Consider the following 26445-nt stretch of genomic DNA (forward strand, 5'->3'; position numbering starts at 1 on the left):
TCCGAAAAAGGAATCGTCATGCGTCTACGCCCGAGCATCGCTGCGGCCGCTCTCGCCGTGTCCGTCCTTTCGTTCACCACCGCCTGCGGTGGCACCGGCACTGCCGCCGGATCAGATACCGAGACCGTCACCGTCTACAGCGCCGACGGCCTGTCCGGCTGGTACAAGGGAAGATTCGACGCCTTCACCGCGCAGACCGGTATCGCCGTCAACCTGGTCGAAGCTGGATCCGGCGAGGTTGTCTCCCGCGTCGAGAAGGAGCAGTCCAACCCACAGGCAGACGTGATCATCACGCTGCCGCCGTTCATCCAGAAGGCCGACGCGCAAGGTCTGCTCGAGCCCAGCGGAATCGACACCTCCGCCGTTCCTGCCGACGAGAAGGACGACGCCGGCAAGTACGTACCCGTCGTCGAGAATTACCTCTCGTTCATCGCCAATCCAACTGCATCACCCGCCCCACAATCTTGGGACGACCTGCTCACCGATCAGTTCAAGGGCAAGTTGCAGTACTCCACGCCCGGGCAGGCCGGCGACGGTACCGCGGTGTTGTTGCTGCTCCAGCATCTGATGGGCAAGGAAGGCGCCCTCGACTACCTCGGAAAGCTCCAGGCCAACAACGTCGGACCCTCGTCCTCCACCGGAAAGCTCCAGCCCAAGGTCAGCAACGGCGAGCTGCTGGTCGCCAACGGTGACGTCCAGATGAACCTCGCGTCCATCGCCGACGACGGATCGAAGTTCGACATCTTCTTCCCCGCTGGAGCCGACGGCACTCGCACCACCATCGCACTGCCCTACGTGATGGGCCTCGCCAAGAGCGCACCCAGCAGCGAACAAGCCAAGAAGTTGATGGAGTTCCTGCTCTCCGAAGAGTCCCAGAAGACCGTCGCCACCGATGCACTCGGCGTATCGGTCCGCGAGGACGTCCGAAGCAACGCCGGTGAATCCAGCGACAAGAACACGCCTTCCGGAGTTCTGCAGGGCGTCGACGTCTGGACCCCGAACTGGAACGACGTCCTCAGCTCGCTCGACGCCGACATCGCCGCTTACCAGAAAGCCACCGGGAGCTGATCATGGCAAGAACCAGACTGGGGCGGACGCTCCCCGAGACCGTCGGTGTTCACGGAGCGATCGAACATTCCGCTCCGGCAATCACTTTCGATCGCGTCAACGTCGCCTACGGCCGTGGAAAGACCGCAACCCATGCCCTCGTCGATTTCAATCTGCGAGTGGCACCGGGTGAAACTGTGGCACTGCTGGGGCCCAGTGGATCCGGGAAGTCGACCGCGCTGAAGGCCCTCGCGGGATTTGTCCGCCCCACGTCCGGTTCCGTCAAGCTCGGCACCCGAGACATCACCAATCTGCCTCCCGCACAGCGCGGTATCGGCGTCGTCGTTCAGTCGTACGCCCTCTTCCCGCACATGCGAGTTTCCGAAAACGTAGCCTTCGGACTCCGAGCCCATCGCGTGCCGCGGTCGGAGATCGGCCCTCGCGTAGCCGAAGCCCTCGACATGGTCGGGATGTCGGCGTACGGAAAGCGCCTTCCCCGTGAACTTTCCGGCGGTCAACAGCAGCGAATCGCCATTGCCCGAGCATTGGCGATTCGCCCTGGAGTACTCCTCCTCGACGAACCGTTGGCCGCCCTGGATGCTCAACTTCGCGAGAGCATGCTCGGCGAACTGGCGAGACTGCGCGCAGCACTACCTGACACCGCCATGCTCTACGTGACGCACGATCAGAGTGAAGCCCTGGCGCTCGCAGACCGAATCGCAGTGATGCGCAACGCCAGACTCGCGGACATCGACACCGCCGAGGCCTTGTGGAAGCGTCCACCGTCCAGCTTCACCGCGGCCTTCCTCGGGGGTGCCAACCTGCTGCCCTGCACCGTCACACGCGTCATCGGCACCTCCGCACTGGTCTCGATCGGTGGCACGCCGTTCACTGCTCACGCCCCGCAGCCCGAGATCGGGCACATCGAATGGGAGTCCGACATGGACGCCTACCTGTGTGTTCGTCCACATGCGGTGGGCGTAACCGGCGTCGGTGCGCGAGGATCATTCCCAGCACATATCGTCTCGAGCGTCTGGCGCGGTTCCACGACGCGTCTGACACTGGCTGTCCATGGTCTCGACGACGTCCGCGTCGACGCAGATGTTCCAGGGCACGACGAGCGACCGGTCGACACAGAAGTGGGCGTCGTCTTGCCCACGGACGGCAGCGTTCTGGTTCCCGCGGATCGCCACCCATGACGACCACCTTGGAACGCCCCGAAACCGCTGTGCCCCAGCACAGAGACCCGATCCCGTTGCGCCGGATCGGGTGGGCCCTACCGCCCCTGCTTCTTGTCCTCGTGTTTGCCGTCTATCCCACCGCGCGTGTCCTCACGGAATCGGTGAGCACCGAGAGCGGCACCGGGTTGTCCACGTGGTCCTCCGTACTCGGTTCGGAACTGTTCCGAACCGCACTCTGGCGGACCATCCAAATCGCTGTGGCGTCGACGCTGGGCTGCCTGGTGCTGGGCACCTTCCTCGCCTTGGTGCTTGCCTTCGTTCCGTTTGCCGGATCCAAGGTGGTTGGCCGATTGATCGACACCGTGCTCGCCCTGCCGTCGTTCCTGATCACGCTGGCGTTCACGTTTCTCTACGGCACGGCCGGCGCCGTCAACGCGTTGATCATTCGCATCACCGGCGACGCGAGCGGTCCGCTCAATTTCCTCAACACGCCGTTCGGAGTCATCGCGGCCGAGATCACCTTCTTCACGCCGTTTGTCGTCCGACCGCTACTGGCCGCGTTCACCCAGATTCCGCGTGAACAGCTCGACGTTGCAGCCAGTCTCGGCGCGTCTCCTGTCCGAGTTCTGCGACAGGTGGTGATGCCGGAAGCGTGGCCGGCCCTGCTGGCCGGTGGCTCACTCGTCCTTCTGATGACGCTCAACGAATTCGGCATCGTGCTCTTCACCGGAGCAAAAGACGTCGTAACCCTTCCGGTCCTCATCTACACCCGTGGCATCGTCACCTTCGACTTGCCGGGAGCGGCAGTGATCGCGACGGTTCAAGTCGCACTCTCGCTCGGCTTGTATTGCCTCTACCGATTCACCTTCAACAGATTGATGGGAGGCAGCCGTGCTGCTGTGGACCCGAAGCTCTAGGACTCTCGTACTCGGATTCTTCGCCCTCGTCGTCACGGTTGTCTTCGTCGCGCCGATCGCCACCGTCGTCGCGGCTGCCTTGGCCGGATCGTGGACCGGGCCACTTCCGTCGAATCTCGGTGGAAAGAACTTCTCCACGGCGCTGTCCGACGAGAACTTCGCCAGCCTGACCGTCAGCTTGCAGACTGCGTTCATCTCGGGCGCGCTAGCTCTGATCGTCGGAACCTGGGCGGCGCTGGCTGCTCGTGAGGCGCCGATGTGGCTGCGGCGCATCACCGACGCCGTGTTCCACCTGCCGATTGCAGTTCCCTCGGTCGCGATCGGTTTGGGGTTGCTGATCACCTTCAACGAGCGCCCACTGCTGCTCGGCGGTACCAAGTGGATCGTGATTCTCGCTCACACGGTTTTGGTGCTTGCCTTCGCCTTCAGTTCCGTATCGGCCGCGCTCGAACGGCTCGATCCCGCCTACCGTCAAGCTGCCGAATCACTCGGCGCCGGGCCCGTGCGGGTCCTGACGCGGGTGACGCTACCGCTGCTGTTCCCAGCGTTGGGTGCGGCCGCCGGGCTTTCCATCGCACTGTCGATGGGCGAGCTGGGCGCTACCGTGATGGTCTATCCGGCGACCTGGAAGACCTTGCCGGTCAGCATCTTCGGACTCACCGACCGCGGCCAGGTATTTCTCGCCGCAGCAAATACGACACTGCTGCTTGCAGTCACCCTGGTCGCCCTCATGGTGGTCGGCAGAATCCGGCGGCGCTGACCTTGCTGTGCGCCTTTATTAACCGCCGGGGGTTAATAAAGGCGCACAGCAGGGGGTTTATCCCTTCCGCAAGATGTACCGCTGAACCTTGCCGCTCGGGGTCTTGGGCAGGTTCGGAACAAAATGCACGGTGCGCGGGTACGCGTGCGCGGCAAACTTCTTCTTCACCAGGGTTTGCAGTTCCTTCTCGAGTTCGTCGTCGCCGTCGACGCCTTCGCGGAGAACGACGAACGCCTCGAGGACCTCGCCGCGCAACTCGTCGGGCATACCCACGACGGCGGCCTCGATGACGTGTTCGTGCATGACCAGCACGCTCTCGACGTCGAAGGGGCCGATGCGGTAGCCCGCCATGATGATGACGTCGTCGTCGCGCGAGGAGAAGAAGAAGAATCCGTCCTCGTCCGTCATTCCGGCGTCACCGGTGATGTACCAGCGACCGTCTTCGCTGAATCGCTGCTTCGTCTTCTCCGGCGCATCGACGTACCCGGTAAACCACATCAACGGGCTGTTGTGAGTATCGATCGCAACGCGCCCCTGAGTGCGAGCCGGCGCGATGTCATCCGAATTGTCTTCCAGCACAGCGGCAGACCAACCCGGCAACGGACGACCCATCGATCCCGGGCGTACGTCTTCGCGGAGACCGTCAGCCCAGGCGTTGACGATGAACATGCCGTGCTCGGTCTGGCCGTAATGATCACGGACCTCGACGCCCAACGAGTTCTTGGACCACGCAACAACATCCGGGGTCAGGGGCTCACCGGCCGAGGACGCACGGCGCAGCGAGATGCCTTCCGGAACGGGTGCCTTGTCGGCGCGCAGACTGCGGTACACGGTCGGAGCGGCGGCAAAATTGGTGACACCGAACTTCTCGATGATCTGCCACGTCAGAGGCGCGGAGAAGCCGGCGTGCAGCAGAATGCTTCGCGTGCCGGCGGCAAGCGGGCCGAGCAAGGCGTAGTACAGCCCGTACGCCCAGCCCGGGTCTGCGGCGTTCCAGAACACGTCGTCGTCGCGGACGTCGAGGCCGAACTCCTGGTAGGCGTGGAACGACGCGAGCGCGCGCACCGGAACGGGAACGCCCTTGGGTGTTCCCGTGGTGCCACTGGTGAACAACTGCACCATCGGTGCGTTGCCGCCGACTGCCTGAGCAGCGCCCTTCGGGTTTTCGGCATCCTGAGCTGCGACAAGTGCGTCGAAGTCCAACTCGTCACCGGCCGCACCGCCCGCGACGACGACCTGCCACGCTGCGTCGGCGGGAATGTCCTCACCCGGCGCGAGCTTGTCGAGCTGATTGGCGTCGGAAATGACCACCTTCGCGCCGCTGGCCGTCAAGCGGAAGGCGATGGCCGGCGAGGCGAACGCCGTGAACAACGGCACGTGGACCGCGCCGCGGCGCCAGATTCCGAGGAGCGCGACCACGAGGTCCGCAGACTTGCCCATCAACGTCGCGACGTTGTCACCCGGCTCGACTCCGAGGTCGGCCAGAGCTGCCGCGAAACGCGCGGACTGCTCACGTAGATGACCGTAAGTGAGGTCCACCGAGCTAAGGTCTGCCTCGACGACGGTGAATGCAACGCCATCCGCGGGGTGCCGATCGCAGAGCAATTCTGCGGCGCTGGCATGCGGGGTGTCGTACTGGTCCAGCAGCTCGCGCACCCGTGCGGTGGGATCGGTGCTCATCAACTTGCTCCTTATCGATCGTCGTATGGTTGGCCCGACCGGTTACGTTGGCGGCTCGTCATACGTACTGTTCACCCCCTATGATCTAGCTCACAAGAGAACTTCACTACCCCCAGAAAGGGGTACCTGCGTGAACCGACATGCTTCGTCACTTCTGCGTCCCCGCGACGGGGACGCAATGCGAGGTGAACTCCGAACAATTGCAGCTCAGGGCGTTGTTCCCGTGCTGTTCGGAGGCGAGGTCCAGGACGGAACCCTGCACCTGAGCGAATTCGTCGGCACCCGCACCAACAACCTCAAGGGCTTGGCCATCCCGCCGCGCTCGGGCATGGGCGGACGCGTCGTCGCCCAGGGTTCACCGATCACCGTCAACGATTACGGCAATTCGCAGTCCATCACTCATCACTTCGACCGGCCTGTTCTCAGCGAGGGCCTGCATTCGATCATCGCCGTTCCGGTCATGGTGTCCGGCAAATCGCGCGCCGTCCTCTACGCCGCGATCCGTGATTCCGCTCCGTTGGGTGACCGCACAGCAGACGTCATGGTCAACGCATCCCGGCGCCTCGGGATGGAGTTCGCCATCCGCGACGAAGTCGACCGTCGCCTGCAACTACTGCAGGCCGCCGCCGCGACCACCGCCGACGGTATGTCTTCGGAAGAGATCCGCGGAGTCCACGCCGAACTACGCAGTGTCGCCCAGACCGTCACAGACACCGACTTACAGACCAAACTCCGCGGACTCTCCCAGCGGTTGGCCAACCTGCTGCGGCCTACCGTCGACGCCGAATCCGACGTCACGCTCACCCCACGTGAAGTGGATGTTCTCTCGCAAGTCGCACTCGGCTGCACCAACATCGAAGCCGGCCAAAGGCTTTCCCTCCGCCCGGAGACCGTGAAGAGCTACCTGCGTAGCGCGATGGGCAAGCTGGACGCGAGCTCACGCCACGAAGCTGTGGTGACCGCCCGCAGGTTGGGACTGCTCCCCTGACGAGTCAGTAGCCTTCCGGCAAGGCGGTGAGCATGTCGCGGGTGACTGCGACGGCGTTGTCCGAACTTCCGCCCCGCACAACCAGAGTCGCGAAGGCAAGGTTGCCTCGATAGCCGACGAACCACGCATGCGATCCCCCTTCGACCTCGGCTTCACCGGTCTTGCCGTACACCTCACCCTGATCTTCGACGCGTTCGGCAGTACCGCTGGTGACCACGAGTCGCATCATTCCGCGCAGACCGTCGACCATGGCGGGCGTGATCGCCGGGCGCTCGCCGTCGATGATGGTTTCGCGCCCCGAAATCAGTTGCGGCACCGGAGTCGACCCGTTCGCGACCGTCGCGGCTGCCATCGCCATTCCGAACGGACTGACCACGACCTTGCCTTGACCGAACCCGTCTTCGGTGCGCTGGACCAGATCCGACGCCGGCGGCACCGAACCCGAATCGATCGGCAATCCCACCACGTTGTAGTCCTGGCCGATACCGAACTGCGCTGCGGCAGTGGTCAACGTGTCCGGTTGCATCTCGCTGGCCAGCTTGGCGAAGGACGTATTGCACGAACGCGCGAAGGCCGTTGCCATCGGCACCGTGCCGAGTGAGAACTCGTTGTAGTTGGGAACGCTGCGCTCACCGATCTCGATCCGGCCCGGGCACGGCACCATCGTGTCGGGGGTCGCCTGACCGGTCGAAATCGCCGCACCCGCCGTGATGATCTTGAACGTCGAACCCGGTGGGTACTGACCCATCGTCGCGACCGGTCCGTCACGGTCCGCCGCCTTGTTCTGTGCAACGGCCAGAATGGCCCCACTCGACGGTTCGATGACCACCATCATCGCCTGGTCCTTGTTCACGTTCACCGCGCGCTGCGCAGCGATCTGGATGTTACGGTCCAGACTGATACTGAACGACGGAACAGGTTGCGGCGCAGTCTCGGTCAGCACGTCGGTGTCGACGCCGTTCTGGTTGACCGTGACGACACTCCAGCCGGCTTTACCGTCAACCTCGTCGATGATCGTCTTCTTGATCTGCCCGAGTAGGTCAGGCGCGAACTCCGGGTCCGTCGAGACGAGATCCGATTCGTCCGAGACAGATACTCCCGAGATGGCTCCCAGTTGCGCCGAAACCTGGTCGTAGTCGTCACTGCGCAGCCGGGTCACCAGATAGTCGCCCTTGACGGCCGTCGAGGATTCGGCGATCGACTGACCCGTCAGCGACGAATCGAACCGCCCGAGAACACTTGCGAGACTGTTTGCGGAACCGATGATGTCGTTGCTCTTGGAGCGATCGAACTTCACTCGGTAGACGATTCCCGGCACCAGGACATCGGTCCCCGAATGTTCGTTGACCCGCGCTCGCGGCGCCGCGGTTGCCCGCAACGACATCGTCTGCTTGTCACCGAGGCGCGGATGAACGTCCGTCGAACTCCACCGGACGGACCAGTCGCCGTCCTTGCGTCCCATCTGCAGCTCGCCGTCGTACGTCCAGACGCGGTCTTTCGGAAGGTGCCACTCGTAGGTGTAGCCGACCGTCGCGGTATCACCGTTCATCTTCACCGAGGTGGTCTCGGCAGTCATCGACTCCGCCTGGAGCGCATCCCAGGTGTCGCTCAATACAGGACCCGCGGAATCAGGCCGGTCCGTCAGTTTCGCTGCCTCGTCGATGTCCCTGTCACCGAACGCACTCAGGAACTGCTGCGCGACGGGCTCGGGACCGGCGGGTTTCGGAGTACACGAACTGATCCCCACCGCCATGAAAATCACGGTGCAGGAGGCCAACAGTTGGGCCGAGCGACTACGAGAGAAATGCCGAGTGTTCATCGAGCCCCATAGTAGGGCGACAAATGCTCCACCCAGCGTAGGCGCGACCATTGCCTGCAACTTGGACGCTCAGTCGAGCAGCACCGTCGAAAAGGTCGCGACCTGCCGGAACCCCACGCGCGAATAGGTCGACCGCGCAATCGTATTGAAGCTGTTGACGTACAGGCTCGCAATGCGACCGGTCGCCATGATCGACTCCGCTACAGCCGCTGTACCGGTCACGCCGAAGCCTTGTCCCCGAAACTCGGGATTGACCCACACACCCTGAATCTGGCCACAGCGCGCAGACATCGAACCGACCTCGGCCTTGAACACGACCTGACCGTCATCGATATGCGCCCACGCTCGCCCGGCGGCGATCAGGCTTGCGACACGATGTCGGTACCCGCGCCCACCGTCGTTGGCACGTGGATCGACGCCGACCTCTTCGATGAACATTGCGATCGCGGCAGGAAGATAGATCTCGAGTTCGTCCGAACGAACCTGCCGGACCAGCGGATCGGACGGACACGCCAACGGCTCGGATACCGCGAGCAAAGGTTGTTCGGGGCGGACCTCCCGCGCAGTTCCCCAATCGAGCTCGAGCATCTCCCATAGCGGCAACGCCAACTCGGCGCGTCCGACTACCGACGAGCACATACGCGGAATCCGGCAAGCACGGTCAGCGAATGCCCGAATGTCATCCGGCTCGCCCCGCAGCGGAACCAAATTCGCCCCGGCAAAGCACAGGGAAGACAACGGCCCGCCTCGACTCCACAGCTCGCCGTGAATCATTCGCGGATCGACGCCGCATTCTTCGACACGCGCGGCAATCATGCAGGCCGCCACCGGATCGGCGTCGAGTACCGCCCGGACGTCCTCGAGATCTCGACTTCCGACCTGCTTGGCTCCGAGGAGTTTGAGCATCCGTCAACCCCCTCGACTCGACTGCGCGTCCACGAATATCACTACCCGATCATGATGCACTCAGATTGCCACGAACCTGACACCGACGGGGAAGATTCATCCGGCAATCACTCAACTCACGGTGACGACCGGTGCACCCTCCGAAGCGTCACCCTCCATGCTTTCGGCAATTTTCATCGCCTCTTCGATCAGCGTCTCGACGATCTGAGCCTCGGGCACCGTCTTGATGACCTTGCCCTTGACGAAGATCTGGCCCTTGCCGTTGCCGGACGCCACTCCGAGGTCCGCCTCACGCGCTTCACCCGGCCCGTTCACGACGCAGCCCATGACTGCCACGCGAAGCGGAATCTCCATACCCTCGAGGCCGGCAGAGACCTCGTCGGCCAGTGTGTAGACGTCGACCTGTGCACGGCCGCACGAGGGGCACGACACGATCTCGAGCTTGCGCGGACGCAGGTTCAGCGACTGCAGAATCTGGTTACCGACCTTGATTTCCTCGGCCGGCGGGGCAGAGAGCGATACGCGGATGGTGTCGCCGATACCCTCCGCGAGCAGCGCACCGAAGGCGACCGCGGACTTGATCGTGCCCTGAAACGCAGGGCCCGCCTCGGTGACGCCGAGGTGCAGCGGGTAATCGCACTTGGCAGCGAGTTGGCGGTAAGCCTCGACCATGATCACCGGATCGTTGTGCTTGACCGAGATTTTGATGTCACCGAAGCCATGCTCTTCGAACAGCCCGGCTTCCCACAGCGCGGACTCGACCAACGCTTCGGGCGTCGCCTTGCCGTACTTCTCCATCAACCGAGGATCGAGCGATCCCGCATTGACACCGATGCGGATCGGAATGCCCGCGTCACCGGCAGCCTTGGCAACCTCTTTGACGCGGCCGTCGAATTCCTTGATGTTGCCCGGATTGACGCGCACCGCAGCGCATCCCGCCTCGATTGCCGCGAAAATGTAGCGCGGCTGGAAGTGGATATCCGCGATAACCGGGATCTGGCTCTTCTTCGCAATGATCGACAACGCGTCCGCGTCTTCCTGACGCGGGCAGGCGACACGGACGATGTCGCAACCGGACGCGGTCAGTTCGGCGATCTGCTGGAGCGTTGCGTTGACGTCATGCGTCTTCGTGGTGCACATCGACTGCACCGAGATGGGGAAATCGCTGCCCACACCTACCGTGCCGACCTGCAGCTGCCGTGTCTTGCGTCGAGGAGCAAGAATCGCTGCGGGTGCCGAGGGCATTCCCAGTCCGATAGGGATGGTCACGTCTGTGCCTTCTTTCATAGCTTCACTGCAAGTTTAGCCGGGCGATCGCCGCACTACCGCGCGGCAACCGTCGCCCTTCTCACACGGTCAGAAGATCTTGATCGGATTGACGATGTCAGCCGTGAGTGTCAGCAACATGAACGCGCCACCGATCACGATGAATACGTAAGTAATCGGAAGGAGTCTCGTGTAGTCGACCGGGCCGCCCGGAATCAGGCCGCGGCGTGCGCGGAACCAATCGCGGATCTTCTCGTAGAAGACGACCGCGATGTGCCCGCCGTCGAGCGGCAACAGCGGCAGGATGTTGAAAACTCCGAGGAAGAAGTTGATCGACGCGAGCAATCCGACGAACATCGGCCACTCGGCTCGATCAGCGGCCTCGCCGCCGATCACGCTGGCACCGACCACACTGATCGGTGTGTCCTGAGCCCGCTCACCGCCGGTGACCGACTCCCACAGAGCCCCCACCTTCGACGGAATGTCAGCCAGCGCCTTCACCGAGTCGACCATGATCTGTCCGGTGTAGTCGAAGGCTGCCGGAACAGCAGTGAGCGCGTTGTACTCGACCAACGCCGAGCCCGGACCACCGATTCCGACAGCGGATACTTCCTGCTTCACGGGAACGCCACTGGCCGAGTTCACATATCGCTGGACTCGTTCGGGGACGACCGTGATCGACAACGCCTCTCCGTCGCGATCAACCGACAACACGATCGGGCCATTCACACCTCGAATAGCAGCTGCCACCTCGGGGAAGGTGCTCGTCGACTTTCCATCGACTGCGGTGATCCGATCCCCCGATTTCAGGCCCGCATCTCCTGCGGGGCCTCCACCCGAGCACTCTGTCAGCTCGAAGTTGCCGTCCTGGCCCAGCTGATCGGGGGCTACACACGTGACCTCTTGGACCACTGGCTGAGCGGGCTCAGTTCGACCCCAACCGAGGAGCAACGCGTAGATCAGGAGGAACCCGAGAATGAAGTTCATCGCGATACCGCCGGACATGACGACGACGCGCTTCCACGCCGCCTTCTTGTACATCGCGTGCGGCTCTTCTTCGGGCGTCATCTCGTCGAGGGCCGTCATGCCGGCGATGTCGCAGAATCCACCGAGCGGCAGCGCCTTGAGTCCGTACTCGGTCTCACCTCGACGGAACGAGAAGATCTTCGGTCCGAAGCCGATGTAGTAGCGGCGAACCTTCATTCCCAAAGCCTTGGCCGTCCACATGTGGCCGGCTTCGTGCAGGGCGATGGACACGCCGATGCCGAGGGCAAACAGCACTACGCCCAGTGCAAAAACCATGAAAGCTCTAGCCCTCCTGCTTCACGAGCTGACGCGCTCGTGTGCGTGCCCAGCCGTCTGCGGCCAGAACGTCGTCCACGGTAACCGGTTCCGCGGACCATTGACCTGCATCGTCGAGAACAGCGGCCACCGTGCGGACGATTGCCGGGAAGGAAATGACACCGTCGAGGAATGCCTGGGCTGCCACTTCGTTGGCCGCGTTGTAGATCGCGGTGAAGCAACCTCCGGATTTGCCCGCGCTTCGCGCCAGATCGACGGCGGGGAACACAGACGAATCGAGCGGCTCGAATTCCCAGGTGGAGGCGGTGGTGAAGTCGCATGCCGACGCCGCGCCTTCGATACGGTCCGGCCAGCCGAGAGCGAGCGCGATCGGCAGCTTCATGTCCGGCGGGCTTGCCTGTGCCAGCGTCGATCCGTCGAAGAAGGTCACCATGGAATGCACGATCGACTGAGGATGGACGGTGACGTCGATCCGGTCGTAGTCGATCCCGAACAGCAAGTTCGTCTCGATCAACTCGAGGCCCTTGTTGACCAGGGTTGCCGAGTTGAGAGTGTTCATGGGTCCCATCGACCAGGTGGGGTGCGCTTTTGCCTGTGCCGGGTTCACACTTTCGAGATCCTCGGCACTCCAGCCGCGGAATGGCCCACCCGAAGCGGTGAGGACCAAGCGAGCCACCTCGCCGGCCGATCCGCCACGGAGGCACTGAGCCAGCGCGGAATGCTCGGAGTCGACCGGCACGATCTGACCGGGCGCGGCAGCCTTGGTCACCAGCGCTCCGCCCGCCACAAGCGATTCCTTGTTCGCCAGCGCCAGACGCGCCCCCGAGTTCAAAGCAGCCAGCGTCGGCTCGAGTCCCAACGAACCGACGAGCGCATTGAGGACAACGTCGGCACCACTGTCCCGAACCAGTTCCGTCACGGCGCTCGGTCCCGAACGGGCGGTGACCGATTCCAGCGCCGATGCCGCCGCAGGATCGGCAACGGCGACGTCGGTGACGCCTGTTGCGCGAATCTGTTCGGCCAACAACTCGACATTGTTGCCACCCGCCGCGAGTCCCACTACTTCGAAACGATCGGGGTTGGCGGCGATGACCTCCAGCGCTTGGGTACCGATCGAACCGGTACTGCCGAGGAGGAGGACGCGGGTACGTGTGGTTTCCTGCACTCGCCCATTGTTCCTGATAACACCTGAGAACAACCTTATCGACGCCCAACTACGTACGACAGGCAGTCGTATGTCACCATATTGGGCAGTAGTGCAACCGAATGAGCAGGAGGATCGACCGTGGCCGATACCCAGTTGGACGTCAAGTCCAGCGCCCCCGTCGTGGTCTCGCACGTCGATGAGGCCGAGGTTCCCTCTGCCGCATGGGGGTGGAGTGGTGAAGGACTCAAGTTTTTCCGTTTCCTCGGATGGTTCTTCGCAATATTCCTGCTTCTGATGATGATCGGAAACCATCACGGCAAGGTCGAGGATCTGTGGCTCATCGGCACCGCCGGATTGATGATCTTCATTCTGGTCCGCGACATCGTCATTCGTCGCCGCCCGCGCTAGAGACCTGACATAGAGAAGGCCTCCACGAACGAAAGTTCGTGGAGGCCTTCTCTTTACGTGTTTCAGGCCTGGAGCGTTTCAGTTCTCCGCGGCCAACTGACCACAGGCTGCGGCGATTTCCTGACCGCGCGTATCGCGCACCGTGCACGAGACTCCCTGAGCGATGACCCGACGCACGAACTCACGCTCGACGTCCTTGGGGCTCGCGTCCCACTCGCTGCCCGGAGTCGGGTTGAGCGGAATCAAGTTGACGTGCACCAAACCGCCGAGCGCCTTCTTCAGCTTCTTGCCCAGCATGTCCGCGCGCCACGGCTGATCGTTGACGTTCTTGATCATCGCGTACTCGATGGAGACACGGCGACCGGTCTTGTCCGCGTAGTACCGGGCAGCCTGAAGTACCTCCGACACTGACCAGCGATTGTTGACCGGGACAAGGGTGTCGCGCAGTTCGTCGTCCGGCGTGTGCAGCGACACCGCCAACGTGACGCTCAGGCCTTCGTCAGCGAGCTTGCGGATCGCCGGGGCAAGCCCGACGGTCGAGACGGTCACGGATCGCTGAGACAGTCCCAGTCCGTCCGGTGCAGGTGACGTGATGCGTCGTACCGCTGCCACTACGCGCTTGTAGTTCGCCAAGGGCTCACCCATGCCCATGAACACGACGTTCGACAAGCGGCCGGGGCCGCCGGCAACTTCACCGTCGCGCATGGCGGCCGCTGCCTCGCGTACCTGATCCACGATCTCGGCAGTCGAGAGGTTGCGGTCGAGGCCGCCCTGACCCGTCGCGCAGAACGGGCAGGCCATTCCACAGCCTGCCTGACTCGAGATGCAGAGTGTCGCCCGATCGGGATAGCGCATCAGGACGCTTTCGAGCAGCGTTCCGTCATGCGCCTTCCACAGGGTTTTGCGAGTGTCGCCCGAATCGCACGCGAGATGCTTGATCGGCGTCAACAGAGTCGGGAAGAGCGACTCCCCCACCTTCTCGCGCACCGATGCGGGGAGATCGGTCATCTTCTCCGGATCGGCTTCGAGCCGCGCGTAGTACTGACGCGCCAGCTGATCGGCCCGGAAAGCCGGCAGGCCGAGCTCTTTCACCGCTTCTTTGCGCTCGGCGGAATCGAGATCGGCGAGGTGCCGTGGAGGCATTCCGCGCTTGGGTGCAGTGAAAACGAGGGGAAGAGAGGCAGCCATAGTTACACCATTGTCCCATTGTTTTGGGGTGCTACCCCACTGCCACCCGATTGTGGCCGGATTACCCGTGCAACTTCGCGCAGGTTGCGTGATGATCATGTCATGTCAACCACACCAGAGGATCCGTCGAACTCCCCCGTGTACGGCCCCGCCGACGGTTTCGGTCCCGACCCGGAACTTCCGAAGGTGGGCGAGGACAAGGCCGTCGAAAAACACGATCCCGAGCCGACGCCGGCGCCGGAACCTACGCCGACCGGAACGGCGGTCACCGACCGAACCAGAGCTGCGACAACCTGGGTTGGCCTGGTCATAGGCGCAATCGTGCTGATCTTGCTGCTGGTGTTCATCCTGCAGAATCTCGAGAGCGTCTCCGTCAAGATCCTGGCCTGGCAGATCGACTTTCCGCTCGGAATCACGATCCTGCTTTCCGCTATCGCGGGCGCGCTGATCATGGCATTGGCCGGCGGCGTTCGCATCATTCAGATCCGGCGCGCAGCGAAGCGGCAAATGTGACTGAAATCTAGTTACGCAATTGGGTCGATCGATGGGCTACCAGGCATCATTGATGTCGTGGAAATCACCGGAAAGGCCCTGATGTGACTACTCACATGGAGAGACCTGTGACCTCGCGAATTGCCCCGCAGCAGGCAAGATCCTGGCTCCTCGTCCCCGCGTCCAAACCGGACACCTTCGACGCCGCCCTCGCGAGTGCGGCCGACGCCGTCATTCTCGACCTCGAGGATGCCGTCACCGCACCCAACAAACCGGCCGCCCGCCGGGATGTCGCCGCATTTCTGAGCGAGCACAATCACGCCTGGGTTCGGATCAACGACGCCACGACACCGTTCTGGGAAGAGGATCTCGCCGCACTCGCGGGCCTCCCCGGACTCGAGGGTGTCATGCTCGCAAAGACCGAAAGCGGACAGCAGGCCGACGCCACTGCCGAGCGACTACCCGAGGGCACCAAGATTCTTGCCCTCGTCGAATCCGCTGTGGGACTCGAAGCTGCCCCCGAGATCGCACGCACCGACGGAATCTTCCGTCTGGCATTCGGCAGTGGCGACTTCCGGCGCGACACCGGGATGGACGACTCGCCCACCTCGATGTCGTACCCGCGTTCGCGGCTCACCATCGCCAGCCGCGCGGCACGCATCGCTCCGCCGATCGACGGCCCCACACTCGGCCCCGATCTGGATCTGCTCGCCCGAGACTGTGCGATCACGTTGTCACTCGGGATGGCAGGCAAGCTCTGCATGACCACCGCACAGACCGCCCCCGTCAACGCGGGCCTGAGCCCGTCCGTTGCCGACGCCATCTGGGCTCAGAACGTCATCGACGATCTCGGCGAAGACGGCTCACGCGTACGCGATGGCAGTGACCTGCCCAAGCTCGCCAAGGCGAAGAAGATCCACAAGCTCGCCACCCTGTTCCACATCCCCACCGATCACTGATTTTTTTCGAACTGAATCGGTCCAGAAAACGTCAGGCGCTCAAGTCGGAGCGCCTGACGTTCGTCTTTTCAAGCCTTGCTTCACGCAAGTTCGAGTGAGCGTGGTTTGTATCGGACGTGGATCCGGTACCCCACCGAAAAGGCCAGACCCGTCACTTGTGCGAATGCACGCTCGGCGGTCTTCTCGGTGAATTCGATACCGAGTACTCGCCGTAAATCGTCTCGATTCTCGAACTCCCAACGGGCCTCGACACGGGTGAGCGAGAATCCCTGAGCGTCGAAGAAGGCTTCGACTGCCGCGGGATCGTATTTGGGCAGATCCGCCCTCATCCACTCTCCGTACGGACCGGCGCTCACATCGAGGTCCACGATGAGCAGGGCTCCCCCAGGCCTCAGGATGCGCATGGCCTCACGAATTCCCGGACCGCAGCCTTTGCCGAAGAAATACGCCGTTCGGGCGTGGACGAGGTCGACTGAAGCATCGACCAGACCTGTGGACTCTGCCGAGCCATGGACTATGTCGATCGACGCCGAATCGCGGGTTCGTTCCCGCGCGGCCTTCACCAGCGGTGCGTGCGGCTCCACTCCGACGACACGACGCGCGGTACGAGCGAACTCCGGTAGATGAAACCCTGCCCCACAGCCGACGTCGACGACGTCACGTCCGGACCAGTCGATCTGGGCTCGCATCGCGGCCCAGATAGACCCGTCGACGTCCTGCGCGCGGTTCTCGACCTCGTAGACGTCCGGCCAATGCCAGATGTTCGGACTGGGGATCGGCTTGGAACGGCCGGAGAAGAAATCACGCACGAGAAATCAGACGAGTGCGTACAGAATCAGCCAGGTCACAAATGCCGACGGCAGGAGCGAATCCAGGCGATCCATGATTCCGCCGTGTCCGGGAAGCAGGGTTCCCATGTCCTTGATGCCGAGTTCACGCTTGATCTGCGATTCGATCAGGTCGCCGACCGTCGCGACTACCACCAGGACGACACCGAGCAGGACGCCGATCATCGAGTTCGCGTCGAGGATCAACGTCACCGACAACAAGCTGCCGATGACACAGAAAATGAGGGACCCGACGAATCCTTCCCATGACTTCTTCGGGCTGACCGCCGGAACCATCGGATGCTTTCCGAACAGGACGCCGGCCGCGTAACCACCGATGTCGGAGCACACGACACCGATCATCAGGACGAAGACGCGACCCGGGCCGTCGTCTTCGAGCACCATCAACGCACCGAAGGACGCCAACAGCGGGATCCATGCCAGAACGAACACCGTGATGGAGGTGTCTCTCAGGAAGTTCTTCGGGGTTGCCTTGAGCCCGTGGTCGAACAACCGCCACACCATGCACACCAGGACGGTCGCGGTGAATCCGCTGAGCACCCCGACAGGTCCCCACGGCCAGCCGAGCCAGATCGTGGCTTGTCCGCCGACGAGCAGCGGAATTCGCGGCACCTCGATGTCGGCTTCTCGGAGTCGCGTGGTGACCTCCCACGTCGCGATGAACATCGCAACCGCGACGACGGCGATCCACCCCGGGGGCAGGAAGATCAAAGTGCCGATGACCAGGGCGCCGAGACCGGCTCCGACGCCGATGGCGGCAGGTAGGTTCCTGCCCGCCTTCGACTTCGGCGGTTGCGCGCCCTCAGCGCCGCCCGTAGGCCCGTCCGTGACGGGACCACCGGCGGTTCCCTCTTGTGCGTGCACCCAAACTCCCTGATCTACTCCCGACGACAAACACTGCAAACGAGGAGGCTATACCTCCATCAACTCTGCTTCCTTGTGCTTGACGAGTTCCTCGACCGTGTGCACGTACTTCGCCGTGGTCTTGTCGAGTTCTTTCTCTGCGCGACCGACCTCGTCCTCGCCGGCTTCACCGTCCTTCTGGATCCGGCCGAGCTCGTCCATCGCCTTACGGCGGATGTTACGCAGCGTGACCTTCGAATCCTCGCCCTTGGACTTGGCCTGCTTCACCAGTTCACGACGACGCTCTTCAGTGAGCTGCGGAACCGAGATGCGGATGATGCTGCCGTCGTTGGACGGGTTCACACCGAGATCCGAGTTGCGGATCGCCGTCTCGATCGCGTTGAGCTGCGAAGCCTCGTACGGCTTGACGATGACCATGCGGGCCTCGGGAACATTGATGCTCGCGAGCTGCGTGATCGGCGTGATCGAACCGTAGTAGTCGATCACGATGCGCGAGAACATACCGGGGTTCGCGCGTCCGGTGCGAACCGAGCCGAGATCGTCCTTGGCTACCGTGACAGCCTTTTCCATCTTCTCTTCTGCCTCGAAGAGCGCTTCATCGATCACGGCTGTTCCTCCATGTTGTTCTGCATCATTTTTTGGGTGTCACTCACGACTTGATCAGGGTGCCGATCTTCTCACCGGACACCGCGCGAGCGATGTTTCCTTCGGTGAGGAGGTTGAACACCATCATCGGCATCGAGTTGTCCATGCACAGGCTGAATGCCGTCGCGTCCGCGACCTTGAGCTCACGCTCGATGACCTCGCGGTGCGTGATCTGTTCGTACATCGTCGCGTCCGGGTCGATACGCGGGTCGGCCGAGTAGACGCCGTCGACTGCCTTGGCCATCAGCACCACCTCGGCACCGATCTCCAGTGCGCGCTGCGCAGCAGTGGTGTCAGTCGAGAAGTAGGGCATACCCATCCCGGCACCGAAGATGACTACGCGACCCTTCTCGAGGTGCCTACGTGCGCGAAGGGGAAGGTACGGCTCGGCGACCTGTCCCATGGTGATGGCCGTCTGCACTCGGGAATCGACGCCGGCCTTCTCCAGGAAATCCTGCAGAGCGAGGCAGTTCATGACGGTGCCGAGCATGCCCATGTAGTCGGAGCGGGCGCGATCGAGGCCACGCTGCTGCAGTTCCGCTCCGCGGAAGAAGTTTCCGCCGCCGATGACCACTGCAACCTGCACGCCTGATCGAACGACCTCTGCGATCTGCTCAGCCACCTTGGTGACCACGTCGGGATCGAGACCGACTTTGCCGCCTCCGAACATTTCGCCGCCGAGTTTGAGCAGGACCCGCTTGAATCCTGGACGTTCGTTGGCTGGTTCGGACATTGTTCTCCTCAGTTCGATACAAGACCTTGTAGGTCCTTCATTCTTCTTCTGCCGCGAATCGGACACCGCGACATAGGAAAGCCCCCGGGACTCGTCCCGAGGCACTCTCATCCTGCCTCATCGGAGGCCCCAGGTACACGTAGACCCCGCCGGTAGAGCAAATGCTCTTCAGGCGGGGTCCATGTGTGCGGGCTCCGAATTAAGCGGAGGCGCCGACCTCGAAACGCACGAAGCGCTTGATGGTCACGCCTGCCTCGTCGAGGATCGCCTTGACGGTCTTCTTGGAGTCCGTGACCGAAGACTGCTCGGTCAGAACGACGTCCTTGAAGTAACCGTTGACGCGGCCTTCGATGATCTTCGGCAGCGCCTGCTCGGGCTTGCCTTCTGCACGGGCGGTCTCTTCGGCGATGTGACGCTCGGAAGCGACGATCTCCTCGGGAACCTCGTCACGCGTGACGTACTTCGCCTTGAGCGCTGCGACCTGCATTGCAGCGCCGCGAGCGGCCTCAGCAGCAGCATCGCCTTCACCGGTGTACTCGACGAGAACGCCGACAGCGGGCGGCAAGTCGGAGCTGCGCTTGTGCAGGTACACGGCAACGGGGCCGTCGAAGGAAGCGACGCGGCTCAGTTCGAGCTTCTCACCGATCTTCGCGGACTGCTCCGCAATGACGGTGTCGATGGTCTTCCCGTCGAGCTCGAGCGCCTTGAGAGCGTCGAGGTCAGCAGGCTTACCAGCAGCAGCGACGGTCACGATCTCGTCGGCCAGCTTGATGAACTCGTCGTTCTTGGCGACGAAGTCGGTCTCGCAGTTGATCTCGATCATGACGCCGTCCTTGGCGACGACGAGACCCTCAGCGGTGGTGCGCTCTGCGCGCTTTCCGACATCCTTCGCGCCCTTGATGCGCAGCTGCTCGACGGCCTTGTCGAAATCGCCGTCTGCATCTGCGAGTGCGTTCTTACATGCCATCATTCCGGAGCCGGTGAGCTCACGGAGCCGCTTGACGTCAGCGGCGGTGTAGTTCGCCATGATTAGCGAGCCTCCTCATGTGTCTGTTTCGGACCTAGGACTAACGGTGAAGCACGGCCTAACGGTGAAGCACAGCCTGACGGTGGTGCTCGGGCCTAACGGTGAAACGGCCCTGACCAAATGAACTCTTGGTCAGGGCCGGTTTCAACGAATCAGGCCTCGGTGGCCGGTGCCTCTGCGGCGGGGGCTGCTTCAGCCTCTGCAGCCGGAGCTGCCTCAGCCTCTGCGGCGGGAGCTGCCTGCGAGAGCAGTTCCTGCTCCCACTCGGCGAGGGGCTCGCCTGCGCCGGCTTCGGGCTTCGCGTCCTTGTCGGCGCTCAGTCCTGCACGTGCCTGCACGCCCTCGGCAACCGCGGAAGCGACAACCTTGGTCAGCAGTGCTGCGGAACGGATGGCGTCGTCGTTGCCCGGGATCGGGTAGTCGACGAGGTCGGGATCGCAGTTGGTGTCCAGGATCGCGATGACCGGGATGTTCAGCTTGCGAGCCTCGGCAACTGCCAGGTGCTCCTTGTTGGTGTCGACGATCCACACCGCGGAAGGCACCTTGGCCATGTCGCGGATACCACCGAGGGTGCGATCCAGCTTGGTCATCTCACGCGTGAGCATGAGGATTTCCTTCTTGGTGCGACCTTCGAATCCACCGGTCTGCTCCATTGCCTCGAGCTCCTTGAGGCGAAGCAGACGCTTGTGAACGGTGGTGAAGTTGGTGAGCATGCCGCCGAGCCAACGCTGATTGACGTAGGGCATTCCGACGCGAGTCGCTTCGGAAGCGATGGACTCCTGCGCCTGCTTCTTGGTGCCGACGAAGAGAACGGTGCCGCCGTGGGCAACGGTCTCCTTGACGAACTCGTACGCCTTGTCGATGTACGTCAGCGTCTGCTGGAGGTCGATGATGTAGATGCCGTTGCGGTCGGTCAAGATGAATCGCTTCATCTTCGGGTTCCAGCGACGGGTCTGATGTCCGAAGTGGGTTCCACTATCGAGCATCTGCTTCATGGTTACGACAGCCATGGCTGTGTACCTCAAACTTTCAATCCGGTTGATGCAGGCGATCGGGTGATCCCTGCCCTGGCACCCGCACGGCCGTCGGACCTGTTTCGTGAGAATCAGGACCAGCCGAGGCCGGAAAACGTGCGCGGGCGCGCGAAGTCGGACTGTGCGAGCACAGACCGCTCGACAAGTGTACGTCCTCGTCCCCCGATGCCATAACCACCCCGGAAGCAACAGACCGAACCGGCGGTTGTGGATCGGCGGTTCTCTTGTGGATTACCCGTCTGATCTGCGTTGAAGCACGCGCGACTCCACGGAAGATCAAGGAATGACGATGTCGAGCGGAGCCCGACGCGGCGTGGTCGTTGCTGCGATCTCCTGCTGTGCCGCCGTCGGCACGGCGTCGGCAGACACGCGTTTCGACTGGCCGCTCGCTCCCCGGCCACACGTGGAACGCGTATTCGACAAACCGGCCGAGAACTGGCTGCCGGGTCATCGCGGCGCCGATCTCGGCGGCAGCGCCGGCCAACCCGTCCTCGCTGCCGGCGAGGGCATCGTGGCGTTCGCCGGAGTCGTCGCGGGCAAGCCGACGGTCTCGATAGATCATTCCGGCGGCCTACGCACGACCTACGAACCCGTGGTGGCCGACGTTCGCGCCGGTGAACGTGTCGCGGCCGGGGCCGTGATCGGCACCCTGGAATCCGGCCACGAAGGGTGCGTCGTCGCTGCATGTTTGCATTGGGGCGTGCGACGAGGGCGCGAGTATCTCGATCCCCTCGGTCTTGTTCGGACGCAACCGCTCAGGCTCAAGCCACTGAGAGATGGTTGATCAGTCGCAGAATCAGTGCCATTCGGAAACGGCGTGCCGACCCACAGCGTCCGCGAAGTCGTCGGCCACCATCGCTGCCAATTCCATGAATGCTCGCCTGGTGGCCGGTCGCATCAACTCGAGGTCCATCACCGACCCCTCCGCGAGATGCTCGTCGAATGGAATGACCTCGACGGCGCGGCATCGACGCATGAAATAGTCCACCAACGCGTCCATGTCGATCACGCTCGACCCTGGACGGGCGGCACTGATGACGACGACGGTCCGTTCGACCAGGTGACCGTAACCATGCAACTGAAGCCAATCGAGCGTCGCCGCCGCACTTCGGGCCCCGTCGATTGCCGGCGAACTGACGAGCACCAACGAATTGGCAAGATCGAGAACGCCGTTCATCGCCGAGTGCATGATCCCGGTACCGCAATCGGTGAGAATGATGTTGTAGTAGACCTGCAAGATGTCGATGACCTGGCGATAGTCCGCCTCGCTGAATGCTTCCGAAATCGCCGGATCCTGCTCACTCGCCAGGACCTCGAGACGACTCGGCGACTGCGATGTGTGCACTCGCACGTCCGAATAACTCTTGATGTCCGGCCGCGCGGCAATCAGATCGCGCACTGTCGAATTGGTCTGCAGCGGAACACGTTGCGCCAAAGTTCCGAAATCGGGATTGGCGTCGACCGCCACGACACAGTCGCCGCGAAGCGACGCAAACGTTGCACCGAGCCCCACCGTGACCGTTGTCTTGCCCACGCCCCCTTTGAGCGAGAGCAAAGCAATTCGGTAGTCGTTGCGTATCGGCTGTTCGATGCGGGCAGCCAGGGCGCGGTTGCGCTGTTCGTTGGTCGATTCCCCCAGATTGACCACACCACCGGTCGCACGATGCAATCCTCGCCGCCAGCCACCCCGGGGTGTCCGTTTGGGGCGTTTCAGTAAAGCCTCGGCAACCAGATCCTGGTTTGTCACCTGCTGCTGACTGGACGGCGGCGGTGGCGCCGTCCAGGCCTCTTGCGGTCGCACCGCAGGCTCCGGCGTCGGCACCGGCAGTGGAGCCGGTTGCGGCGCTTCGGACAGCCAGGCCGGTTGGCCACTGTTCGGCGGGTGCTTCACATCTTGGCGGTTCACGAATCCCCCGGATATCGCATGTAATCGAGTGTCTCGACACGACGATCGAACTTTGCCGATTGTTCACTCTTCCGACCTGCGACGCTACCAAATACCGGCCGAGAACTCGCGTCGCTTCACGATCTAGGCGCGTGGATGGGCCTGATCGTGGACGGATCGAAGCCGTTCGACCGACACATGCGTGTACAGCTGAGTGGTCGCCAGACTCGCATGCCCGAGGAGTTCTTGGACCACACGAAGATCAGCACCACCCTCCAGCAAATGTGTCGCAGCCGAGTGCCGAAGCCCGTGCGGACCCATGTCGGGAGCTCCTGGAATTGCAGCCATCGTTTCGTGGACCACCGAACGCGCCTGACGCTGATCGAGCCTGCCGCCTCGAACTCCGAGGAGCAATGCTCGCCCGGACCGATCCGAACTCAGTGCGGGTCGCCCGTGCTCCAGCCACCCGTTCAGTGCCGATTCTGCGGGCAGTCCGTAGGGCACCGATCGCTCCTTGTTGCCCTTGCCGAGAACACGAAGCAATCGTCGATCGGCGTCGACCGACTCTACGTCCAGTCCACACAACTCACCGACACGAATTCCGGTGGAGTACAACAATTCCACGATGAGCCTATCCCGCAGGGCGAGCGGCTCTTGTTGCTGCGCACCGCTTTCCGCCGCATCCATGGCGTCGAGGGCTTGACTCTGACGCAGCACCGTCGGCAGTGTACGACGAGCAGGTGGAGCCGCCAGACGTGTACCCGGATCGACGGGAATGCGTCCGGTCTGTGCGAGCCACGCTGTGAAACCGCGCGCCGACGACGCCCGACGAGCGACCGTCGTGCGGGCCGTTCCGACGGCATTCTGGGCGGCCAACCACGAGCGCATGACCCCTAGGTCGAGGCCGTCGAGATCTACCTTCTCCGAACCCGCGGCGAAATGGGTCAGCAATGCCCGTGCGTCGCCGACGTAGGCGCGGATCGTGTGTTCCGACCGACCCCGACTCAGTCGGAGGTGCTCGGCATAGGCATCGAGGTGAACACTCAAGCTCGCCGGCAATGCGTCAGTCATGAATACACGCTCGCCCGCCGCGATTGAAACTGCAAGCTGCCTCGCCGATAGGGTTGATCGGTGAATCGAGCAATTCCTCTGAAGATGTTGTGTGTACTGGCACTGATTTCCGCAATCGCTCCACTGTCCATCGACATGTACCTGCCTGGCCTACCCTTGATGGCGGATGCACTCGACACTACTGCGGCCAGCGTTCAGCTGACACTGACCACCTTCATGGCGGGCCTCGGAATCGGGCAGCTGATCATCGGGCCGATCTCCGACGGACTGGGCAGGCGACGAATACTGCTGGCCGCGACGATCATCACGGCACTGAGCGGCGCGGCATGCGCAGTGGCACCGAACATCGAGTTTCTCATCGGTGCGCGACTCGTCCAGGGATTGAGTGGAGGCGCTGCCATAGTCCTTGCCCGCGCTTGTATTGCCGATCGAGCACGTGGCGACGACGCGGCGAAGCTTTTCAGCATCATGATGATCATCGGCGGTATCGCTCCCGTGGTCGCCCCACTGATCGGCGGTGCACTTCTCGGCCCCGTCGGATGGCGCGGAATCTTCTGGGTGCTGGCCGTCGCAGGTGTGGTGATGGTGGCTGGCGTCGTGTTGCTTGTTCCCGAGACACTTCCACCCGAGCGACGCCATGGCGGTGGATTGAAGGCACTGATCTCGAATCTGCGATATGTCGTCCGAAATCGGCACTACCTCGGTTATGCACTCGCATTCGTCTTCGGATTCGGCGCCCTGTTCGCGTATATCTCCGCATCACCGTTCGTCGTTCAGAACGTCCTGGGGCTCACTCCGTCACAGTTCTCGATAGTGTTCGCAGTGAACGCCACCGGAATGGTCACGGCAGCGATGATCACCACTCGCCTTCTCGGCCGAGTCGGTGCTCGCACATTACTGCGATTCGGGGTGTGCCTACTCCTCGCCGGCGGTGCCGTATTGTTCTGCACCAGTGTGGTTTTCAGCTCCACGAATCCCTGGTTGATCTTGGGCCCGCTGTTCGTCGCCATTTCGAGCATCGGGTTCATCATGGGCAATGCAACCGCTCTCGCCCAAGGAGAGGTCACCAACGCGGCCGGAACCGGCTCAGCACTGATGGGAGCGGGCCAGTTCGGCTTGGCCGCGCTGGTTTCGCCGTTGGTGGGAATTGCGGGAGAAGACACGGCAGTTCCGATGGCAATCGCAATTCCCACCTTCGGAGTTCTCGCGGCCGTTGCGCTCGTGTTGCTGACTCGCGGCAAGGCCGCAGCAGCTTAGCTTTCGGCCGCGGCGAATTCGGACTTCCACACTCGGAAGCCTTCTTCGGTGCGACCACGACGCCAGTATCCGGAGATAGAAGCGGCCGACGCCGGGACATTTCGTTCCTTGCGAATGTATGGCCGAAGGTTATGCATGACGGCTTGCGCCTCGCCGTGAATGAATACGTGAGGTTCGCCTGGCAGCCACTCGAGCGCCTTGACCGCGGCAACAACTGGCGCGTTGTCACCTGCCGACTCTTCACCCACCGCGTCGGACGACGCTCCGCGATGTAGCCAGGTCACGGCAATGCCCTCTGGAGCATCGAGTGCAATCTCGTCTTCCGGTCCACCGACTTCGACGACGGCGTAGCCGACCGCATCCGGCGCCAATCTTGCTATCGACGCAGAAATGGCAGGTATTGCGGTCTCGTCACCGACGAACAGATACCAATCAGCGGACGGTGACGGTGAAAATGCGCCGCCTGGTCCACGCAGGGTAATCTCAGTGCCCGGCTGAACTGAAGCCGCCCAAGGACCTGCAACTCCGACGTCACCATGGACGACGAAATCGATCGCTATCTCTTTGGTAGCAAGATCGTAGGAACGGATCGTGTAGGTACGCAGGACGGGCTGATCAGGAGTGCCGAATTCGATCTTTACATAGGAATCGCTGTATTCGCTGGGAGTGAACGACTCGAAGCCTGGCCCCCCGAGAAACACTCGTACCATATGGGGGGTCAATTGTTCGGTCCGCAGAACCGTCAATGCAGTTGTCGGCTTGGCCACAGAAAGATCCTTCCGAAAGTTAGTGTTACCTAACTAATGTACACGACAATTGCAGCACGAGGGCGAAATACCTCGCCGACGACTCCACACAGCGCTCTGTCAGCCCTTGTATGCAACGAAAGAAACCGACCAATCTGCTGGGTAAATACGGTGCCGTATACGCGGATTCTCTGATCAGCTTCACATAGACGACCTGTCGGACAAAGCTGTCCGAGAACTCGGCAAAGCAACAGTAAAATACACCTCTGGCTCCC

26 protein-coding genes are annotated in these 26445 nt (G+C 62.6%); 10 read left to right on the forward strand and 16 right to left on the reverse strand.

The window, feature by feature from the left end:
- Window positions 1-18: 18 nt before the first annotated feature.
- From DBV08_RS01080 to DBV08_RS01095, 4 genes are read left to right on the forward strand one after another with little or no spacing between them, the layout of a single operon-like run.
- Window positions 19-1068, forward strand: a complete 1050-nt coding sequence (locus DBV08_RS01080; protein ID WP_124566289.1) for a 2-aminoethylphosphonate ABC transporter substrate-binding protein — start codon at window positions 19-21, stop codon at window positions 1066-1068.
- Window positions 1069-1070: 2 nt separating this feature from the next.
- The gene (locus tag DBV08_RS01085; RefSeq protein ID WP_124566290.1) at window positions 1071-2246 is read left to right on the forward strand and encodes an ABC transporter ATP-binding protein; all 1176 of its coding nucleotides are present in this window, start codon (window positions 1071-1073) and stop codon (window positions 2244-2246) included.
- Window positions 2243-3145 (forward strand): 2-aminoethylphosphonate ABC transporter permease subunit, encoded by a 903-nt coding sequence (locus tag DBV08_RS01090; RefSeq protein ID WP_124566291.1) that lies wholly within the window; start codon window positions 2243-2245, stop codon window positions 3143-3145. Before DBV08_RS01085 ends, DBV08_RS01090 begins: the two co-directional genes overlap by 4 nt.
- A complete protein-coding gene (locus DBV08_RS01095; protein ID WP_124566292.1) occupies window positions 3120-3905 on the forward strand; it encodes an ABC transporter permease in 786 nt (261 codons plus the stop codon). Before DBV08_RS01090 ends, DBV08_RS01095 begins: the two co-directional genes overlap by 26 nt.
- Window positions 3906-3962: 57 nt before the next feature.
- Here the strand turns inward: DBV08_RS01095 and DBV08_RS01100 are convergent, their stop codons facing one another.
- Window positions 3963-5585, reverse strand: coding sequence for an AMP-binding protein (locus DBV08_RS01100; RefSeq protein WP_124566293.1), 1623 nt, complete (start codon window positions 5583-5585; stop codon window positions 3963-3965).
- Between the two features lie 178 nt (window positions 5586-5763).
- Here DBV08_RS01100 and DBV08_RS01105 point away from each other — a divergent pair, with 178 nt between their 5' ends.
- The gene (locus DBV08_RS01105) at window positions 5764-6573 is read left to right on the forward strand and encodes a LuxR C-terminal-related transcriptional regulator (protein ID WP_166809803.1); all 810 of its coding nucleotides are present in this window, start codon (window positions 5764-5766) and stop codon (window positions 6571-6573) included.
- 4 nt (window positions 6574-6577) lie between these two features.
- Here DBV08_RS01105 and DBV08_RS01110 read toward each other — a convergent pair whose 3' ends face one another.
- From DBV08_RS01110 to dxr, 5 genes are all read right to left on the reverse strand, one after another.
- Window positions 6578-8392, reverse strand: a complete 1815-nt coding sequence (locus DBV08_RS01110) for a penicillin-binding transpeptidase domain-containing protein (protein WP_185564390.1) — start codon at window positions 8390-8392, stop codon at window positions 6578-6580.
- Between the two features lie 69 nt (window positions 8393-8461).
- A complete protein-coding gene (locus tag DBV08_RS01115) occupies window positions 8462-9298 on the reverse strand; it encodes a GNAT family N-acetyltransferase (protein WP_095970716.1) in 837 nt (278 codons plus the stop codon).
- Between the two features lie 111 nt (window positions 9299-9409).
- On the reverse strand, window positions 9410-10567 hold the full coding sequence (gene ispG, locus DBV08_RS01120; RefSeq protein WP_095970762.1) for a flavodoxin-dependent (E)-4-hydroxy-3-methylbut-2-enyl-diphosphate synthase: 1158 nt from the start codon (window positions 10565-10567) through the stop codon (window positions 9410-9412).
- A gap of 87 nt (window positions 10568-10654) precedes the next feature.
- Window positions 10655-11866 carry an RIP metalloprotease gene (locus DBV08_RS01125; RefSeq protein ID WP_124566294.1) on the reverse strand — a complete coding sequence of 404 codons (1212 nt, stop codon included), beginning with the start codon at window positions 11864-11866 and terminating at the stop codon, window positions 10655-10657.
- Window positions 11867-11873: 7 nt separating this feature from the next.
- Window positions 11874-13031 carry a 1-deoxy-D-xylulose-5-phosphate reductoisomerase gene (dxr, locus tag DBV08_RS01130; protein ID WP_124566295.1) on the reverse strand — a complete coding sequence of 386 codons (1158 nt, stop codon included), beginning with the start codon at window positions 13029-13031 and terminating at the stop codon, window positions 11874-11876.
- Window positions 13032-13151: 120 nt separating this feature from the next.
- Between dxr and DBV08_RS01135 the strand changes: the two genes are divergently transcribed.
- Window positions 13152-13421 (forward strand): DUF2631 domain-containing protein, encoded by a 270-nt coding sequence (locus DBV08_RS01135; protein WP_003942762.1) that lies wholly within the window; start codon window positions 13152-13154, stop codon window positions 13419-13421.
- Window positions 13422-13499: 78 nt separating this feature from the next.
- Here the strand turns inward: DBV08_RS01135 and rlmN are convergent, their stop codons facing one another.
- The gene (gene rlmN, locus DBV08_RS01140) at window positions 13500-14609 is read right to left on the reverse strand and encodes a 23S rRNA (adenine(2503)-C(2))-methyltransferase RlmN (RefSeq protein WP_003942816.1); all 1110 of its coding nucleotides are present in this window, start codon (window positions 14607-14609) and stop codon (window positions 13500-13502) included.
- A gap of 102 nt (window positions 14610-14711) precedes the next feature.
- On the opposite strand from rlmN, the gene DBV08_RS01145 reads away from it, so the two are divergent.
- Together DBV08_RS01145 and DBV08_RS01150 are read left to right on the forward strand one after the other, a co-directional pair.
- Complete coding sequence (locus tag DBV08_RS01145; protein ID WP_172436569.1) at window positions 14712-15122, forward strand: lipopolysaccharide assembly LapA domain-containing protein; 411 nt, start codon at window positions 14712-14714, stop codon at window positions 15120-15122.
- A gap of 95 nt (window positions 15123-15217) precedes the next feature.
- Window positions 15218-16060 (forward strand): CoA ester lyase, encoded by an 843-nt coding sequence (locus DBV08_RS01150; protein WP_030244636.1) that lies wholly within the window; start codon window positions 15218-15220, stop codon window positions 16058-16060.
- Window positions 16061-16140: 80 nt separating this feature from the next.
- Here DBV08_RS01150 and DBV08_RS01155 read toward each other — a convergent pair whose 3' ends face one another.
- The 6 genes from DBV08_RS01155 to rpsB form a co-directional block, all read right to left on the reverse strand.
- Complete coding sequence (locus DBV08_RS01155) at window positions 16141-16869, reverse strand: class I SAM-dependent methyltransferase (RefSeq protein ID WP_124566296.1); 729 nt, start codon at window positions 16867-16869, stop codon at window positions 16141-16143.
- Between the two features lie 6 nt (window positions 16870-16875).
- The gene (locus DBV08_RS01160) at window positions 16876-17772 is read right to left on the reverse strand and encodes a phosphatidate cytidylyltransferase (RefSeq protein WP_095970724.1); all 897 of its coding nucleotides are present in this window, start codon (window positions 17770-17772) and stop codon (window positions 16876-16878) included.
- 48 nt (window positions 17773-17820) lie between these two features.
- Window positions 17821-18378, reverse strand: coding sequence for a ribosome recycling factor (gene frr / locus DBV08_RS01165; RefSeq protein WP_003942777.1), 558 nt, complete (start codon window positions 18376-18378; stop codon window positions 17821-17823).
- A gap of 43 nt (window positions 18379-18421) precedes the next feature.
- Window positions 18422-19150: a UMP kinase gene (pyrH, locus tag DBV08_RS01170; protein ID WP_019747988.1), complete on the reverse strand. Its 729-nt coding sequence runs from the start codon at window positions 19148-19150 to the stop codon at window positions 18422-18424.
- Window positions 19151-19349: 199 nt separating this feature from the next.
- The gene (gene tsf, locus DBV08_RS01175; RefSeq protein WP_007734877.1) at window positions 19350-20177 is read right to left on the reverse strand and encodes a translation elongation factor Ts; all 828 of its coding nucleotides are present in this window, start codon (window positions 20175-20177) and stop codon (window positions 19350-19352) included.
- A 152-nt stretch (window positions 20178-20329) separates the two neighbouring features.
- Entirely contained in the window at window positions 20330-21187 is an 858-nt protein-coding gene (rpsB, locus tag DBV08_RS01180; RefSeq protein WP_003942709.1) for a 30S ribosomal protein S2, read from the reverse strand.
- Window positions 21188-21500: 313 nt separating this feature from the next.
- Between rpsB and DBV08_RS01185 the strand changes: the two genes are divergently transcribed.
- On the forward strand, window positions 21501-21995 hold the full coding sequence (locus tag DBV08_RS01185) for a M23 family metallopeptidase (protein ID WP_397486564.1): 495 nt from the start codon (window positions 21501-21503) through the stop codon (window positions 21993-21995).
- A gap of 12 nt (window positions 21996-22007) precedes the next feature.
- Here DBV08_RS01185 and DBV08_RS01190 read toward each other — a convergent pair whose 3' ends face one another.
- On the reverse strand, window positions 22008-23117 hold the full coding sequence (locus DBV08_RS01190) for a MinD/ParA family protein (protein WP_124566298.1): 1110 nt from the start codon (window positions 23115-23117) through the stop codon (window positions 22008-22010).
- A 123-nt stretch (window positions 23118-23240) separates the two neighbouring features.
- Window positions 23241-24167: a tyrosine recombinase XerC gene (locus DBV08_RS01195; RefSeq protein ID WP_124566299.1), complete on the reverse strand. Its 927-nt coding sequence runs from the start codon at window positions 24165-24167 to the stop codon at window positions 23241-23243.
- A gap of 84 nt (window positions 24168-24251) precedes the next feature.
- On the opposite strand from DBV08_RS01195, the gene DBV08_RS01200 reads away from it, so the two are divergent.
- Window positions 24252-25424 carry a multidrug effflux MFS transporter gene (locus tag DBV08_RS01200; protein WP_124566567.1) on the forward strand — a complete coding sequence of 391 codons (1173 nt, stop codon included), beginning with the start codon at window positions 24252-24254 and terminating at the stop codon, window positions 25422-25424.
- Here DBV08_RS01200 and DBV08_RS01205 read toward each other — a convergent pair.
- A complete protein-coding gene (locus DBV08_RS01205) occupies window positions 25421-26191 on the reverse strand; it encodes a siderophore-interacting protein (RefSeq protein WP_095970729.1) in 771 nt (256 codons plus the stop codon). The two genes, DBV08_RS01200 and DBV08_RS01205, sit on opposite strands and share 4 nt — an antisense overlap.
- Window positions 26192-26445: the final 254 nt, after the last annotated feature.

It is taken from the genome of Rhodococcus sp. KBW08, from assembly GCF_003852455.1.
Taxonomy (GTDB): domain Bacteria; phylum Actinomycetota; class Actinomycetes; order Mycobacteriales; family Mycobacteriaceae; genus Rhodococcus_F; species Rhodococcus_F baikonurensis.